Origin of the sequence: Bacillus cereus (assembly GCF_007678085.1) — a bacterium.
GTDB classification, from domain to species: domain Bacteria; phylum Bacillota; class Bacilli; order Bacillales; family Bacillaceae_G; genus Bacillus_A; species Bacillus_A cereus_BE.
This window is the reverse complement of record NZ_VEDW01000002.1, coordinates 439286-455335: the sequence shown is the minus strand read 5'-3', so window position 1 is coordinate 455335 and position 16050 is coordinate 439286. Positions and strand designations below refer to the sequence as shown.

Sequence of the window (16050 nt, the reverse complement as noted above, 5' to 3'; positions counted from 1 at the left end):
GTTAAAAAAAATTAATAATTTGACTCTATTGCTTGAAGTAAATCCTTCACCTGTTTTAAAAATTCTCCAGCTATTATAGAATAAAAAATTTCTTTTCCATTTCGATTCGCTACAATTAGTTCTGCTTGTCTTAAAATTTTCAAATGATGCGAAACAGCTGGTCTAGAAATCCCCATTCTATCTGTTATTTGCGTTACATTCATCTGTTTGTTTTCTAACAACAGCATAATAATTTGCTGACGATTCTCATCTCCCAACGCCTGAAATATAGGGGTTACGACCTGAAATTTCTCTAATACAACTTCTGTATTTCTACATTCAAAGTTCTCCATATCCTATTCATCCCAACCTTTTATATCTAAAAAACATGTAATATATTACCATTAAATAGTAACTCTTTCATATACACTTGTAAATAACTTTATTTCTCGACTTTTATTCCAACAAAAAAGGGAAGCTTGGATTTCTCCATTCTTCCCATTACATTCATATAAAATGAAAGACGCCTGCAAAGCAGGCGTCTTGATGCGTTTACGGCGAGAGACCAGGCGACCACATTCGCGTGTTTAGCATTTAAGCATATCTCTCGTCTTACGTAAATTAGCTCATCGCTTTGCTAATATAACATTAATAACGTATAAGTGCAACATGTTTATAAAAATATTTTATTTCCTCTTTCATCCAAACAAATTATATGTAAATTATAAATTGATAAATGTAATATATATGTTACAATTGATGTGACAGCGAAATCATAATAAACAGGAGATGGCTATTGTGAAAAAAATAAAGGATGAACGTCTCATTCTACAAACATTAAAAAACATACGCATCGCTTTTCTTTTTCAATCACTCGGTATAATTGGCATTTTAGGCTATATTGGATTAACTGAAGGAATGGATCAAATTACGAAATCTCCATTATGGCTATTATTTATACTTACGAGTATTGTGCTTTCTTATTTACAGTTAAGCGTTTCTATCGATGTAGAAGAAAGCGAAAAGGAAATAAAATTAACTCCTTATTACAAAATTGTTTTACGTTCTCTTATTGTAGGAATCGTTATGGCTATTATTTATATTATTTTCAGTCCAGAAAGACCTATCTTTGAAGCTATTTTAACAGGTGGTATTCTCTTCATATGCTTTTTAGGTTCTTATTCCGTTAGTTATTTTATAAAAAAACGTCGTTTACAAGACGACGATGAATAAAGAGGAAGGGCTATCCCTTCCTCTTTTGTTTTGCTATCGCATAGTACCTGTTAAACCGTAACGAATGTCTCGGAACATATTTGTTATGTCGCGATTAAAATCGTTTGTAACTGTACCATTACGTAGACGCGTACTCATTGCATCAACACGAGTAAACATGTCGTTTCTTACAGAAACATATACGTTTCTATTTCCAACTTCATTTACAACAGCTTGACGAACTTCATTTGCAAGTGCCGTTTCATTCGATACTGGATTACGTGGTTTCACCGCAATCGCCACATCGTTTCCATATACAACTGTAGACACACGGTCTACGTTATTCATACGTTTCACACGATTTGTTATTTTTTCTGCTGTTTTACCATCATTGTTAATATATGAATTGTTCATTGTAATATTACGTGTTGGATGTGGATTAGCAATTTGACCGTTGTAATTTACATCGCGGTAATAATTGTTATATCCTGTATCATTACGACCATTTCTATATGTTACATAATCTGTATAACGATCATTACGCGTTACATTATCACGATACTGGTGTGTATCATTATACGATGTACGCTCGTAATTGTAGTTACGTCCATCCATTGCATTGTTATCTTTTGGTGTACCACATGCAGCTAATGCACTGGTAACTAACAAAGAAGCAGCAATCACTTTTACTTTCGTATTCAATACAAAAACCCCCTCTGTTAGAATGAGCTTCTCTTCTGAAAAGCTCCCTCTTATGATGAGTAACAGAGACGGTTTTTACACTGTTAATATTTCACTGGGGATTTTCTAACATTTGATGTAAATCTTCCATTTCCAGAACGACTCTACATACAAAAAAGGTGGGAATAATCCCACCTTTTTTAAACTTCTTCTTCATCCTCTTCTTCTGAAACTGGCTCCCCAAATACATTTGGTGGATCTGGTTGATAATACATCGTTCCTGGCTGTGGTGCATATGCCGATTGAGTTGGTTGATAATATAAAGGATTCGCGTATTGTGGTCCTCCAGGTTGTGGACTATATAGCCTACTCTCTCCTCCGCATCCACAATCTTCTTCTCCTTGCACGAGCGGTGGCATATTATTATCCATTGGCATCATATTTGGATTTGGCATAAACGTATATTGCGGTCCTAACGGTGCTCCTTGCTGATACGGCATCTGATATGGATTGGGTTGTTGATAATACGGATTCGGTGGCATCATAGGCTGTTGGTATGGCATCATATTCGGTGGTTGATTATTATCCATTATCGGCATCATGTTTGGCATTTGATTGTTATCCATGATTGGCATCATATTTGGCATTTGATTGTTATCCATTATCGGCATCATATTTGGCATTTGATTGTTATCCATGATTGGCATCATATTTGGCATTTGATTGTTATCCATTATCGGCATCATATTTGGCATTTGGTTGTTATCCATTATCGGCATCATATTTGGCATTTGGTTGTTATCCATGATTGGCATCATATTTGGCATTTGATTGTTATCCATGATTGGCATCATATTTGGCATTTGATTGTTATCCATTATCGGCATCATATTTGGCATTTGGTTGTTATCCATGATTGGCATCATATTTGGCATTTGGTTGTTATCCATAATTGGCATCATATTTGGCATTTGGTTGTTATCCATGATTGGCATCATATTCGGTGGTTGATTGTTATCCATGATTGGCATCATATTTGGTGGTTGATTGTTATCCATGATTGGCATCATATTTGGTGGTTGGATATTGTCCATGATCGGCATGATATTTGGTACTTGAATATTTGGCGGTATAACTTGTGGAATCACTACATTCTCTTTCGATACATTCGGTGATACGATATTCCCTACATTTTCTTTCTTTACTTGCGGTGACACGATATTCCCTACATTTTCTTTCTTTACTTGCGGCGATACGATATTTCCTACATTTTCTTTCTTCACTTGCGGTGACACGATATTTCCTACGTTTTCTTTCTTCACTTGCGGTGACACGATATTTCCTACGTTTTCTTTCTTCACTTGCGGTGACACGATATTCCCTACATTTTCTTTCTTTACTTGCGGTGACACGATATTTCCTACGTTTTCTTTCTTCACTTGCGGTGACACGATATTTCCTACATTTTCTTTCTTTACTTGCGGTGACACGATATTATCTTTTTTCGTTTGCGGAGAAATGATATTATTAGGTTTCATTTTAGTAATTTGAGGAGCAATTAACTCGCTTCCTTTTTTAATTACATCTGAAATTTTATATTCTTTTTTCGCTTTTATTGGCGGTTGCGGTGGCTGTGGTAATACATTTACCGAGAACTTTGTGTTTTCTTTTTCTGCTGGTTTTTGTTTTTCTATAACCGGTGGTTTTTGAATAACAGACGGTTTTTCAACTGGTTTTTCTATTTGAATTGGCTTTTCTTTTTGCACTTCTTTTTGTGGCTTTACCTGTATTTCCTTTTGCGGTGTCACTTGCATTTCCTTCTGTGGTTTTACCTGTACTTCTTTTTGCGGCTGCACTTGCATTTCCTTCTGTGGTTTTACTTGCACTTCTTTTTGTGTTTGTTGCATCGCAGGTTGCTGTGTAATTGGCGCTGATTGATACGTAACTTCTTCCTCATCTTCTATTCCAAGCGGAGTTGGCGTTGCTGCAAATTCTTTTTGTTGCACTTCTTTTACGTATTGTTTTGGAGGTGCTGAACCTGCTCCAGCATGTTGCTTTACGTGAACGCTGTTTGATGGCACTTTAATTTTCATACCTGGCATGATTAAATCTGGATTACTAAGTTGTGTATTTGTTTGTTTCAACGTATCAAAATCCACTCCGTACTTTTTCGCAATTTTCCAAAGGGTATCCCCTTTTTGCACGATATGAATTTTCAAATTTTCCCCCTCCTGTATAACTTATCTATAAGTAACAAATCTCATGAAGTAACATCTTCTAAATAACGTTAACTTCCTTTCACTTTTAACACTTCTTCTATCTTCAATATAGTTCGAAGTGGAATAAGTATAAAAAAATCGCAATGATTTCTTCACAACAATGTATGCCCATTTCATTCTCGTTATGATTATATGTACGAAAAAAAGCAACGGAAATCCCGCTGCTTTACACACGCTCTAACATACGATTTAATGCAAGAACCGCTTCTTCGGTCACTTGTTTATCTACGCTAATAACGTTAATTTCTTCCCCTCTTTCTACCGTTTCAAGCACCCATAATAAGTGCGGCAGATCAATTCGGTTCATCGTTAAACACGGACACATAAAAGGATTAAGTGAAACAATTTCTTTATCTGGATGCTGTTGAATAATCCGATTCACTAAATTCATTTCTGTACCAATCGCCCATTTACTGGCAGGTGGAGCTGATTCGATCATATCAATAATATATTTCGTTGAACCTGCATAGTCCGAAGCGGCCACAACTTCATAGCAACATTCCGGATGTACAATAATATTCATATCAGGATGATTTTTCCGTACATTCTCAATATTTTTCACTGTAAAGTTTTGATGAACCGAACAATGCCCTTTCCATAAAATCACTTGAATTTCTTCTATATCTCCATCGTACTCTAATGAATCTGTATGCGGGTCCCATACTGCCATTTTATCTAACGGGATACCTAAATCGTACGCTGTATTTCTTCCTAAATGTTGATCCGGTAAAAAGACAAGACGCTCTTTTTGTTTAAACGCCCAAGATACCATTTGTTTTGCATTAGAAGAAGTTACTGTTGCTCCCCCATTACGACCGCAAAACGCTTTAATTGCAGCTGTAGAGTTAACATAAGTTAACGGAATCATCGTATCTCCAAATAATTTTGTGAGCTCTTTCCACGCTCTTTCTGTTTGTTCGATATCTGCCATATCTGCCATCGAACAACCTGCACGCATATCTGGCAAAATAACGATTTGATCGTCTGTCGTTAACATATCTGCTGTTTCTGCCATAAAGTGCACACCACAAAATACAATGTATTTTGCTTCTTTATTGCTCGCTGCAACTTGCGCAAGCTGAAGTGAATCTCCTGCTGCATCAGAAAATTGTACCACTTCATCTTTTTGGTAATGATGTCCTGGAATAAATAGTGATTCCCCCATTTTTTCTTTAATCTCACGAACACGCTTTTCCATATCTTCTGTTGTCATCGTGTAATAACGCTCTGGTAACATTGTTTCAATCGGTTGTACGTTTTCTAAAATACTCATATTCCTTTCTCCCCCTCTAAGCCACTTTCCTTACGCCTCAATATTGAAACTAATATCAAGTGCTTTCACTGAATGTGTTAACGCTCCAAGTGAAATATAATCTACCCCTGTGTTTCCGTATTTCGATAAATCTTCAATTGTAATGCCTCCTGATGCTTCCGTCACGATGGCACTTGGTACAATCTTTGAAAACTCCCGAATCTCATCTGGCTTACGGTTATCAAACATAATAATATCCGCACCAGCAGCTACTGCTTCTCTCACTTGTTCCTCTGTTTCTGTTTCCACTTCTACTTTCACCATATGTCCTAATTTTTCTTTCACCGATGTAACAGCTTTCGTAATAGAACCAGCAAAAGCAATATGATTGTCTTTAATCATGACACCGTCATATAAACCGAAACGGTGATTAAACCCGCCTCCGCATACGACTGCATACTTATCAAACATACGTAGCCCTGGCATCGTTTTTCGCGTATCGCAAATACGTGTATGGCTACTATCTAAAGCACGAACAGCTTCATGTGTCATTGTAGCTATCCCACTCATACGCTGAATAACGTTTAATATAACGCGCTCTGCCATTAATAACGAAGCAATTGGCCCTTGCGCAGTTGCTATTATTTCGCCCTTTTCTACAAGATCTCCATCTTTTTTATGAAGCTCCACTTCAATTCTCTCATCAATTAATTTAAAGCCTTCTTCAATTACTAAACGCCCCGCAAAGACACCTGTATCCTTCGCAAGAAACGTTCCTTTTGAAAGTAAATTGTCTGGAAAAATAAGCTGAGATGTTACATCTCTTTCTCCTATATCTTCTAGAAAAAATCGATTTAATGCTTCTTTAACTTTTATCGTGTTCATAAAGCCCCTCTTCCCTTCATCACACAAGTTGTAGTTTTCTTTTCACCCGAACGATCTCTTTTTTTTCGCTATTTCTATCTGGATAATCACTTCGATAATGACCACCAATGCTTTCTTCTCTTTGCAAAGCTGATACGACTATAAGCTCACAGACTGTTAACATATTAATAAGCGTTATCTCTTCATTTGTAAGAGCGTCATGTTGTAATATCATATTTCGAACACCGTACTTACTAAGCCATCTCTTTGCATAAGATAAACTTTGCTCTGTTCGCACAATCCCAACATATTTCATCATGCATTCTTGTATTTCTTCTTTCGCCGGCAAATGATTCAAAACGATAAACTTCTTTTCCTTCTCAGCTAGTGTGTTCAATCTGTCTTTTACTGCTTTCGTTAAAATATGTTGTCCTATTCTTTTTCCAAACACAAGACCTTCTAATAACGAATTACTTGCTAGCCTATTTGCTCCATGAACACCGTTACAAGCTACTTCACCGACCGCATATAAATTTGGAATGGACGTCTCTCCATCACAGTTCGTTTTCACGCCACCCATATGAAAATGAGCACCGGGTACGACCGGAATACGTTTTTCATTTATATTGACACCATTCTTTTTACACAATGATGATACAGTCGGAAAACGTTCTTCGAAATTTCGGATAGACTCGATATTTACATACACTTGTTCACCCGACAAAAGCTGTTCATGAATCGCTCTTGCTACTACATCGCGCGGCGCGAGATCGTGATTTGGGTGTATATCCATCATAAAACGCTGCCCTTTTCCATTTATAAGGACAGCTCCTTCACCACGGACAGCTTCAGAGACGAGGCCGCAGCACCGCCCGTTCGCGTATAACATTGTTGGATGAAATTGTACAAACTCTAAATCTACGAGCTCCCCGCCTGCGCGGTACACCATCGCGAGTCCATCACCCGTAATTGTCTTATCGTTAGAAGTAAAGGCGTATAAACCGCCAATCCCACCTGTTGCTAACACCGTACAATCTGCAACGTAACGCTTTAACTTCCCTTCACTAGTTCTTGTTAAAACTCCAACACATTTCTCATTTTCTATAATAAAATCGAGCACCATTTCCTGTTCCACTACCGTAACGTGCGGAGCTACGTCTTGAATGAAATGCTCTAATACATTCTTTCCTGTTGCATCGCCACCTGCATGTAAAATACGACGCTTTCGATGTGCGCCTTCTTTTCCAAGATGAGGACCCGTTTCATCTCCATCAAATTTCATTCCATTTTTAATGAGAGTATTCATTTCTTTCGGCCCTTCCTCGACTAAATAACGGACCACATCTTCATTGTTATAATGACATCCTGCTACTAACGTATCTTCAAAGTGATCGTTTGGATTGTCATATGTAGCAACCGCTGCTGCAATTCCACCTTGCGCTAAATATGTATTATTATTACGATTTGTTTCCTTTGTGATAATAATCACATTCTTTTCGTGGCAAATCTCTTTCGCAACACGAAGTGCCGCAACGCCACTTCCAATAATTAAGACATCTGCACTTGGCATAATTGTTGCCTCCTACTTTACACTTTTCAACTGTCTTGACACCTATATTTACATAGTTTTAAAATAATGACAAGAGTTTTTTTATAATTCTTATTTTCATCACCATTTAAAAAATACGAGAAATGTAACTCTTACTAGAGAGAGGAACTTACATGATGATATATCTTGACTATGCAGCTACTACACCTATGAGCGCGGAAGCATTACAAACATATATGAAAGCAGCATCGCAATACTTCGGAAACGAGCAAAGTTTACATGACATTGGAGGGACAGCCTCTTCTTTATTACAAGTTTGCCGAAAAACATTTGCTAAAATGATTGGTGGAAAGGAACAAGGGGTATTCTTCACGAGCGGCGGCTCGGAATCCAACTACCTTGCGATTCAATCCCTTTTAAAGGCTAGAAGCGGGAAACATATTATTACAACACCTATGGAGCATGCATCCATTCGAAGTTATTTTCAATTCTTACAATCAGAAGGGTATACAATTACTGAAATTCCTGTTGATGAAGGCGGGATAATTCATTTAGATGATTTAGAAACAGCTATTACAGAAAATACTGTTCTAGCAAGCATACAGCACGGAAACTCTGAAATTGGAACCGTTCAAAACATCGCAGACATCGGGGCACTTTTAAAAAAATATAACGTTTTATTTCATTCAGATTGTGTGCAAACATTTGGTAAACTTCCTATCAATGTTTTTGAGATGGGGATTGATAGTCTTTCTGTTTCAGCACATAAAATATACGGACCAAAGGGTGTTGGCGCTTGCTATATAAATCCGCAAGTTCGCTGGGCACAAATATTTCCGGGAACTTCTCACGAAAAAGGGTTTCGCCCAGGTACAGTAAACGTTCCTGGCATCGCATCTTTTTTAACAGCTGCTGAGAATATATTAAAAAATCAACAAGAAGAAAGCTTACGTTTTAAAGAGTTACGATCCTATTTTTTAGAGCGATTACAAGCACTTCCTCTAGAAATTGAAGTAGAAGGTCATTCTACTTCTTGTTTACCACATATTATTGGGGTTACAATAAAAGGAATAGAAGGTCAATATACAATGCTAGAATGTAATCGCTATGGTATTGCCATTTCCACCGGAAGTGCTTGCCAAGTCGGTAAACAAGAACCTTCGAAAACAATGCTTGCAATTGGAAAAACGTATGAAGAGGCAAAACAATATGTCCGCTTCTCTTTCGGGCAACAAACAACGAAAGATCAAATTGATACTACTATTCATGCACTACACACAATTGGAAATCAATTTTATAGAGGTGTTAAATCATAATGAAACAAAATGACCAAAAAAAGATTTTAGGCGAAGAAAGACGACAGCTTATCCTTCAGTGGCTTCTTGCTGCAAGTGAACCGTTATCTGGGAATGAACTATCGAAAAAGACAAACGTAAGTCGACAAGTGATCGTGCAAGATATTTCCTTACTTAAAGCACGAAACGAACCGATTATTGCAACTGCTCAAGGGTATCTATATTTAAAACCACAAGAGAAACAACAAGCTTTCGAACGCGTAATTGTATGCCAACATAAACCAGCAGAAGTACGTCAAGAACTTACAATGCTTGTTGACCACGGCGTTACAATTAAAGATGTAAAAGTTGAGCATCCTGTATACGGTGACTTAACAGCATCCATCATGGTAAGTAATCGCTTTGATGTAGAGCAATATTTACAAAAAATCGAAAATACAAACGCTTCCTACCTCTCGCAACTAACAGATGGTATTCACTTACATACAATTGAGGCAGATTCAAAAGAAAAATTAGACGCTGCTTGTGAGGCGCTCGATAAAGCAGGATTTCTCGTTTATTAATGTAAAGCACAGAGTTTTTATCATTCTCTGTGCTTTTTTAATGCTATAATATTGTAATCAATCGTAAAGGAGATCAAATATGGGAATTGAACTCGTTCACTTTAGCATTGGCAAGCCGAAACAAATGAAATATAGCGAAGATAAAGAAATGATTACTGGTATATGTAAAGAACTTACCGAAGAAGCTTTCCTATCAAAAGATGGCTTCCTTGGTGATGATGTAGCAGATTTAAAACACCACGGTGGACCTGATCGCGCAGTTTGTGTGTACTCACACGAGCATTACGCACTATGGGAAAAAGAATTCCAAACAACACTTCCAGCTTCCGCATTTGGCGAAAACATTACCGTAACAAATATGCTAGAGCATGATGTTTGCATTGGAGATACATACAAATTAGGTGAAGCGATTATTCAAGTGACACAAGCGCGCGTACCTTGTAGCACGATTTCAAAACGCCTCGGTATTCCTGGCATACTGCCGCGCATTGTAGCAACCGGATTTACTGGCTACCTATGCCGCGTTCTTCAAGAAGGTACTGTACGTAAAGATTCAAAAATTACATTACTAGAACGTCAACCGAGCAATGTTTCTGTTTTGTTCTCTAACAAAATTTATTTTCATAATAGAAAAGATAAAGATGGCATTGAAAAAATTCTTGCTGTTCCAGAACTAGCCGAAATTTGGCGTGGTCAGTTAGAAGAGCGTCTTGCAAAGTTAAAATAAAGAATCCCACCATTTATAGGTGGGATTTTATTTATCTATCACGCGGTATAACCTAACTCCCCTTACAACCAATAAGAAGAATAACTCCCAAGCACAGTAACAGAAAAACCAAGTGCTTCAAGTTCCATCGTTACACCTGGCAATAATACATCATCGTATGCTTTATCGACATCGATTAAGAAAAAGTAATTTCCAAGGCCTGTTTTCATCGGACGCGATTCGATTTTTGATAAGTTTAATTTTCTCCATGCGAAAGCTGATAATACTTGATATAGTGCCCCTGCATAATCAGCAGGTAACGTTATCATAAGCGTCGTTTTCTCTCCTCGGTTTTCTCCGTTATTTGGGAGTATCGCTTTCTTTTTCTTATGAAGCACGAGAAAGCGTGTATGATTATTTTTATGCGTATGAATGCTACGTCTTACGATCGTTAATCCATATTTTTCTGCGGCTGCTTCATTTGCAATAGCGGCGATTTTTTCTTCAGGATGTTCTTTCACATATTGCGCAGCTGCACTTGTTGATGTCATATCTCGGACAGTGACCCCTTTTAATTCTTCATTTAAAAACTTATGACATTGCGCAATAGCGTGCGGATGAGAATGCACTGCATATACCTCTTCCCACATTTCTGCATACTGCGGATGTACAAGTAGGTGCTGCTGAATGGGTACTGTAATTTCTCCTACAATAGAAAGCGGTTGCTCATGTACGAGGTAATCAACTGTTATATTCACGGAACCTTCTATTGCATTTTCTAACGGTACAACTGCGAAGTCTACATTTTCATTTGCAGCTGCATCTATACAATCCGGAATCGTTCGATACGGTACATGCTCTGCTTCCGGAAAAAAACGACTCACCGCCATATTTGTAAATGTTGCTTCTGGTCCTAAATATCCTACTCGAATCATCGTCTTTTCCCCTCTTTTTCGTTTTCTTACTGTTATACCATACTTTTTTATATTCTTCTATGTAAATTTCGAATATTAAAAAAAGACTAGCGTTCGCTAGTCTAAATGTTTCCTATATTCTCTTTGAGCGAAAAAGAAATAAACGATGCATGCAGCGATATAAAACAGAATAAACAAAGCTACTTTTCGTAATGAACCATCCATAAAGATCGTATTATGAAACGTATATAACGCAACTGCACTATGCATACTCCCTACTATAATTGGCGCAAAAAAGAGCATACACAGTTGCCAGCGAGAAACCTTCCAAACTTCTTCCTTCGTCATTCCCAGTTTAGAGAGTGCCCCGTACTGCTTTCTATCCGATGCAATATTATGGAACCATTTAAAATACACGATACTACATGAAGTAAGAAAGAATAATATACTAATAAATGAGCCTACAAATAGAGTAATATCGCCGCCTTCTTTCATATTTACATATAACTCCATATTGCTTCGAAATGCATTATTATCTTGTTTCATATGTTTCCGTAAATCTTCATTTAATTTTTTCGTCTTTTCGATATTTGGTAATGTGTAGCCTCTATATATCATTTTTTCAGAATCCGGAACCTGATTTGCTATACTATCAAAATCTTCATCATTCATAACGAAGAACAGACCATTAATGTACGAAGGATGATAGTTAAATTGAACCCCTTCTTTCTGGCCGTTAAATACGAATTGATATGGTTGATTCATTACTTGCAATTGAATCTCTTTTTGATTATATACATTCGAATTATTGTATTCATTATAATAAACGAGTGTCACTGTACCTTTTTTAGGATGATACGTTTTCTGTTTTTGTTTTCTTGCCTCTTGATTGTATTCACTTTGTTTAATGAGTGGCGCTACTTCTGTTTCTCCATTATTGGACTGAAAAGATGCATACACTCCAGTAAAACTCATAGATTGAAAGTCATCATACCCATATTGGTGCAATAATTGTTCAACCGTGCCTTCTGCAAAGACTTCATGAGAAGAAGTACCTTTTTCTATGTAAGAAAATGAGTGCACGCCCCCGCCCCGCCACATATCTTGCATACTAGAAAAGTATAAAAACACCGTACCTGTTGCCGTAACTACAAACGTCGTTGCCATAGAAAGCATAAAGAAAAAGCGACCATTTTCCTTCATTCGATGTGACAATTGATTCACTATAAATAAATACGGATATGTATACATAATCTTTTTATTTCGTTTTATTATTTCTAATATTTGAGCAGTGCCGTGCGTAAAAGAAAAATACGTTCCGAAAGAGACAAGTATAGACACAGGGAAAAAATAGAACGCTATCGTTCGTATGGTCGCTTGTAACGCTAACACATATCCTATACCTAAACAAATAAATCCGAATATACAAAGCCACATTGATGTTTTCTTCTCTTTTTTATCTGCTCGAAATTCTTTCAATAACCGAATGATTTTTATATTCCATATACGTAAAGCACTTATAAATGATAAGACAAAAAATACGACCATATAAGCAATAAACGTTTCCCCGATTGCTCTCACGTCAAATATGACAGGCAGTTCTTTCGGAAGCCCCAGTAACATACTAAACACCATGAAGAAGAGCTTTAAAAAGACCATACCAAGCCCAATACCGAAAATATTAGCAAAAATCCCAATCAATATTTGCTCGGTCATAATCACTCCTATTACGTTAGATTTCGTTGCTCCCATTAACATATATAACCCTAATTCTTTCTTACGCGCTTCTATGAAAATAGAAGTAGAGTACAAAATAAATATGACGAAAAAAGAAATGATTATAACATTACATATAATAAGTCCCCAGCGTACGTTTTGATACCACATCGTCTCCTGCATATACGGATGCACAATGACAGACATGTATGCAAAAGACGCGAATATTGCAAAGCAACTACTTAAGAAAAACACTTTATAATTACGCCAATTCCCTTTTATATTTTGCAGCGCTAGTTGCCGAATGTTCATCTATCGTCCCCCTATAACTTACTACATAGGCAAAAAGCTAGAGGTTTCTCTAGCTTTGCACGTGTTTCAAATATCCCCTTTGTGCAATCATAAAGTAAATCGCAGAAGCTACAACGTATGTTCCAATTACAATCGCACCTGATTTCCATAAATCAATATATAGCATTTTCCCTAACGTATGAAGAGCAAATCCACTATGAATTGCACCGATCAAAATTGGGATAAAGAAGATAACGCCCATTTGTCGAATTGCAATTTTACGAATTTCTTTATCTGTCATACCGATTCTCTTTAACGATTTAAATTGAATACGATCTTGTTCTTTATCGTTAAACCATTTAAAGTATGTCATACTACAAGCGAAGAAGAAGAACAGTACAGCTACAAAGAAACCGATAAACATCGTAATTGCTCCTGATTCCCTTATATTTTTATAAGCGAGCACCGAGTTATTTAATTCCCCTTGCTTATCTGGTGCAACTTCCTTTTTCAAATCTAATACAAGATCTTCCGTACTTTTCCAGTCTTCTATATAATAACCGTAATATTTCGTCTTTTCTTCATCTGGTACGAGCTTTGCATATTTCTCAAAATCTTGATCATTTACAATGAGATATTCACTATCATTAAAAACAGAAAATGTAGTTGGCTCATTTAATTGAACAGACTGCGTTTGTCCGTTAATTTTAATTTCATACGGTTTGGCAAGATCTAGCTTCATCATATCGTTCGCCATATCCATTATGACCATCGTTGCACTACCTGGTGCATTATGAACCTCTCTAACTTGCTCTCTTTTTTGTTTACGTACTTCAGCATTATATTCTTTTTCTGAAACAATCGCCATCGGTACTTCATGTTCACTGTTAAACATCGTGATTTTTTGAGTTCCAGGAAGTTTTACGTACGTTACTTCTCGCGCTTCTTCAAATCCGTGTTTTTTTATTAATTCTTTTGTTTTTCCTTCTTTGATGACATTATGCGTATGTATTCCTTTTTCCTCATACGAAATAGCATGCGGGGTACTAGTTACTGTCTTATAGCTCATATCTTCAAAATATACATAAAGCGTACCTACTGCTGAAGAAACAACCGCCGTAATGATAGAAATTACAAATAGAAAACGAGCATTATCTTTCATTTTATAAATAAGATTGCTAAGTACAAACATATTTGGATATGTATAAAAAGATGTTTTTCGTTTTTGTAACGCCTTTAATACGACTGTACTACCTTGTGTAAATAGTAAATACGTTCCACCAATGGTCAATCCTACAATCGGTAAGAAATACATAATAAAATTCATAATTGTTACTTGGAAGCAAAGGACATATGCACCAATGATACATCCTATACCGGCTACACATAACCATGTAAATGCAAAGGGCTCTACTTTTTGTTTTCTTGCTTCTCTTAATAAATCAATAATTTGCAAGCGTCCTACTGTCCAAACGCTAAACAATGATAGGAGTAAAAATAGAATAAAGTACACACCAGCTGTAATAAGAACTGCTTTACTATTCCATACGAGTGGAAGTGTTTTATCAATTTTTAGTAATACACTCAGTGCTTGGAAAAACAATTTTGAACAAAGCATTCCAATTCCAATACCTGCTACAATGGCAATGCTACCTAACATCAATTGTTCTAATATAATCATTCTGCCAAGTTGAGACTTCGTTCCGCCTATTAATGTTAATAAGCCAAACTCTTTTTTTCTTGCTCGTAAAAACGTTGAATTTGCATATAAAATAAAGAGTGCTGAGAAGATGACTACGATATAATTCATCGATTCTAATCCTTTTGTAATCATCGTCTTCATACTAATATTACCGCTTACGACATCTGGATGATAAATGAAAGAAGCATACATGAAAAATACGACTATCGATAAACAACTACTAATAAGAAAAGCTTTATAATTACGCCAATTTCCTTTTACATTACTAAGCGCGAGCTGGCGAAAGTTCATGATATTCTCCTCCTAGCATCGCAAGTACGTCCAGAATTTCTTGGAAAAAGGCTTGCTTTGTTCTTCCTTTATGTATTTCTGAGAAAATTTCTCCATCACGAATGAAAAGAATACGTTCGCAATAACTCGCCGCTACTGGATCATGCGTTACCATTGCAATCGTCACTTTCTTTTGTTCATGCAAATCTTGCAACGCACTCATTAATGATTTTGCTGACTTTGAATCTAAGTTTCCAGTTGGCTCATCCGCTAAAATTAACGTCGGTTCATGAATGATCGCTCTCGCAGCTGCTGCACGTTGTTGCTGTCCGCCTGATACTTCATATACTTTTTTATTTAATATTTCTTCAATATTTAAGAACTTTGCAATCTCAAGCACTTTCGCATCGATTTCATTTACAGATTTTTTCGCCATTACAAGTGGTAAAATAATATTTTCTTTAATCGATAACGTATCCAGTAAGTTAAAATCTTGGAAAATGAACCCTAAATGTGTACGGCGAAACTCCGCTAATTTTGCAGCACGCATTTGATTAATTTCTTCGCCATTTACAAGCACATGACCTGAAGTTTGCTTATCGATTGTTGCTAATAAATTTAAAAGCGTTGTTTTCCCGCTTCCTGAAGGACCCATAATCCCTACAAATTCGCCTTCTTCTATTTTAAAATTTATATCATTTAAAGCAGTCGTCGCTACTGAACCTTTTGATTGGTATACCTTCGTTAATCCTTTTACTTCAAGAACACTCATTTCTA

Annotated in this window: 13 protein-coding genes and 1 pseudogene; 4 read left to right on the top strand and 10 right to left on the bottom strand. The window is 36.6% G+C overall.

Annotation, left to right across the window (positions count from 1 at the left end; genetic code table 11):
* Positions 1 to 11 precede the first annotated feature (11 nt).
* Positions 12 to 332: an ArsR/SmtB family transcription factor gene (locus FS742_RS11470; RefSeq protein ID WP_097951217.1), complete on the bottom strand. Its 321-nt coding sequence runs from the start codon at positions 330 to 332 to the stop codon at positions 12 to 14.
* A 445-nt stretch (positions 333 to 777) separates the two neighbouring features.
* On the opposite strand from FS742_RS11470, the gene FS742_RS11465 reads away from it, so the two are divergent.
* The gene (locus tag FS742_RS11465; protein WP_144612436.1) at positions 778 to 1212 is read left to right on the top strand and encodes a branched-chain amino acid ABC transporter substrate-binding protein; all 435 of its coding nucleotides are present in this window, start codon (positions 778 to 780) and stop codon (positions 1210 to 1212) included.
* A 33-nt stretch (positions 1213 to 1245) separates the two neighbouring features.
* Here the strand turns inward: FS742_RS11465 and FS742_RS11460 are convergent, their stop codons facing one another.
* From FS742_RS11460 to nadB, 5 genes and pseudogenes are all read right to left on the bottom strand, one after another.
* Complete coding sequence (locus FS742_RS11460) at positions 1246 to 1893, bottom strand: YhcN/YlaJ family sporulation lipoprotein (protein ID WP_144612434.1); 648 nt, start codon at positions 1891 to 1893, stop codon at positions 1246 to 1248.
* 2041 nt (positions 1894 to 3934) lie between these two features.
* Positions 3935 to 4091: pseudogene (gene safA, locus FS742_RS28275) on the bottom strand (SafA/ExsA family spore coat assembly protein); the annotation flags it as partial.
* A gap of 226 nt (positions 4092 to 4317) precedes the next feature.
* Positions 4318 to 5424 carry a quinolinate synthase NadA gene (nadA, locus tag FS742_RS11450; protein ID WP_144612430.1) on the bottom strand — a complete coding sequence of 369 codons (1107 nt, stop codon included), beginning with the start codon at positions 5422 to 5424 and terminating at the stop codon, positions 4318 to 4320.
* Between the two features lie 30 nt (positions 5425 to 5454).
* Complete coding sequence (gene nadC, locus FS742_RS11445) at positions 5455 to 6288, bottom strand: carboxylating nicotinate-nucleotide diphosphorylase (protein ID WP_144612428.1); 834 nt, start codon at positions 6286 to 6288, stop codon at positions 5455 to 5457.
* A gap of 19 nt (positions 6289 to 6307) precedes the next feature.
* Complete coding sequence (gene nadB, locus FS742_RS11440; protein ID WP_144612426.1) at positions 6308 to 7837, bottom strand: L-aspartate oxidase; 1530 nt, start codon at positions 7835 to 7837, stop codon at positions 6308 to 6310.
* A 152-nt stretch (positions 7838 to 7989) separates the two neighbouring features.
* On the opposite strand from nadB, the gene FS742_RS11435 reads away from it, so the two are divergent.
* The 3 genes from FS742_RS11435 to FS742_RS11425 all read left to right on the top strand — a co-directional run bounded on the left by FS742_RS11435 (position 7990) and on the right by FS742_RS11425 (position 10401).
* Positions 7990 to 9132: an IscS subfamily cysteine desulfurase gene (locus FS742_RS11435; RefSeq protein WP_144612424.1), complete on the top strand. Its 1143-nt coding sequence runs from the start codon at positions 7990 to 7992 to the stop codon at positions 9130 to 9132.
* Positions 9132 to 9674: a transcription repressor NadR gene (locus FS742_RS11430; protein ID WP_144612422.1), complete on the top strand. Its 543-nt coding sequence runs from the start codon at positions 9132 to 9134 to the stop codon at positions 9672 to 9674. The genes FS742_RS11435 and FS742_RS11430 overlap by 1 nt, the downstream gene beginning before the upstream one ends.
* 79 nt (positions 9675 to 9753) lie before the next feature.
* A complete protein-coding gene (locus FS742_RS11425; RefSeq protein WP_144612420.1) occupies positions 9754 to 10401 on the top strand; it encodes an MOSC domain-containing protein in 648 nt (215 codons plus the stop codon).
* Positions 10402 to 10463: 62 nt separating this feature from the next.
* Here FS742_RS11425 and pheA read toward each other — a convergent pair whose 3' ends face one another.
* The 4 genes from pheA to FS742_RS11405 all read right to left on the bottom strand — a co-directional run bounded on the left by pheA (position 10464) and on the right by FS742_RS11405 (position 16045).
* On the bottom strand, positions 10464 to 11315 hold the full coding sequence (pheA, locus tag FS742_RS11420) for a prephenate dehydratase (protein WP_144612418.1): 852 nt from the start codon (positions 11313 to 11315) through the stop codon (positions 10464 to 10466).
* Positions 11316 to 11411: 96 nt separating this feature from the next.
* Entirely contained in the window at positions 11412 to 13322 is a 1911-nt protein-coding gene (locus FS742_RS11415) for an ABC transporter permease (protein ID WP_144612416.1), read from the bottom strand.
* A gap of 49 nt (positions 13323 to 13371) precedes the next feature.
* A complete protein-coding gene (locus tag FS742_RS11410) occupies positions 13372 to 15294 on the bottom strand; it encodes an FtsX-like permease family protein (protein ID WP_144612414.1) in 1923 nt (640 codons plus the stop codon).
* Positions 15269 to 16045, bottom strand: coding sequence for an ABC transporter ATP-binding protein (locus FS742_RS11405; RefSeq protein WP_000114530.1), 777 nt, complete (start codon positions 16043 to 16045; stop codon positions 15269 to 15271). Before FS742_RS11405 ends, FS742_RS11410 begins: the two co-directional genes overlap by 26 nt.
* Positions 16046 to 16050: the final 5 nt, after the last annotated feature.

What these genes read in the sequence shown, in the direction of transcription:
- FS742_RS11410 (WP_144612414.1), bottom strand. Translation starts at nt 15,294, where the DNA reads ATGAACTTTCGCCAGCTCGCGCTTAGTAATGTAAAAGGAAATTGGCGT.
- FS742_RS11415 (WP_144612416.1), bottom strand. Translation starts at nt 13,322, where the DNA reads ATGAACATTCGGCAACTAGCGCTGCAAAATATAAAAGGGAATTGGCGT.
- nadA (WP_144612430.1), bottom strand. Translation starts at nt 5,424, where the DNA reads ATGAGTATTTTAGAAAACGTACAACCGATTGAAACAATGTTACCAGAG.
- FS742_RS11430 (WP_144612422.1), top strand. Translation starts at nt 9,132, where the DNA reads ATGAAACAAAATGACCAAAAAAAGATTTTAGGCGAAGAAAGACGACAG.
- FS742_RS11470 (WP_097951217.1), bottom strand. Translation starts at nt 332, where the DNA reads ATGGAGAACTTTGAATGTAGAAATACAGAAGTTGTATTAGAGAAATTT.
- nadC (WP_144612428.1), bottom strand. Translation starts at nt 6,288, where the DNA reads ATGAACACGATAAAAGTTAAAGAAGCATTAAATCGATTTTTTCTAGAA.
- pheA (WP_144612418.1), bottom strand. Translation starts at nt 11,315, where the DNA reads ATGATTCGAGTAGGATATTTAGGACCAGAAGCAACATTTACAAATATG.
- nadB (WP_144612426.1), bottom strand. Translation starts at nt 7,837, where the DNA reads ATGCCAAGTGCAGATGTCTTAATTATTGGAAGTGGCGTTGCGGCACTT.
- FS742_RS11405 (WP_000114530.1), bottom strand. Translation starts at nt 16,045, where the DNA reads ATGAGTGTTCTTGAAGTAAAAGGATTAACGAAGGTATACCAATCAAAA.
- FS742_RS11425 (WP_144612420.1), top strand. Translation starts at nt 9,754, where the DNA reads ATGGGAATTGAACTCGTTCACTTTAGCATTGGCAAGCCGAAACAAATG.
- FS742_RS11435 (WP_144612424.1), top strand. Translation starts at nt 7,990, where the DNA reads ATGATGATATATCTTGACTATGCAGCTACTACACCTATGAGCGCGGAA.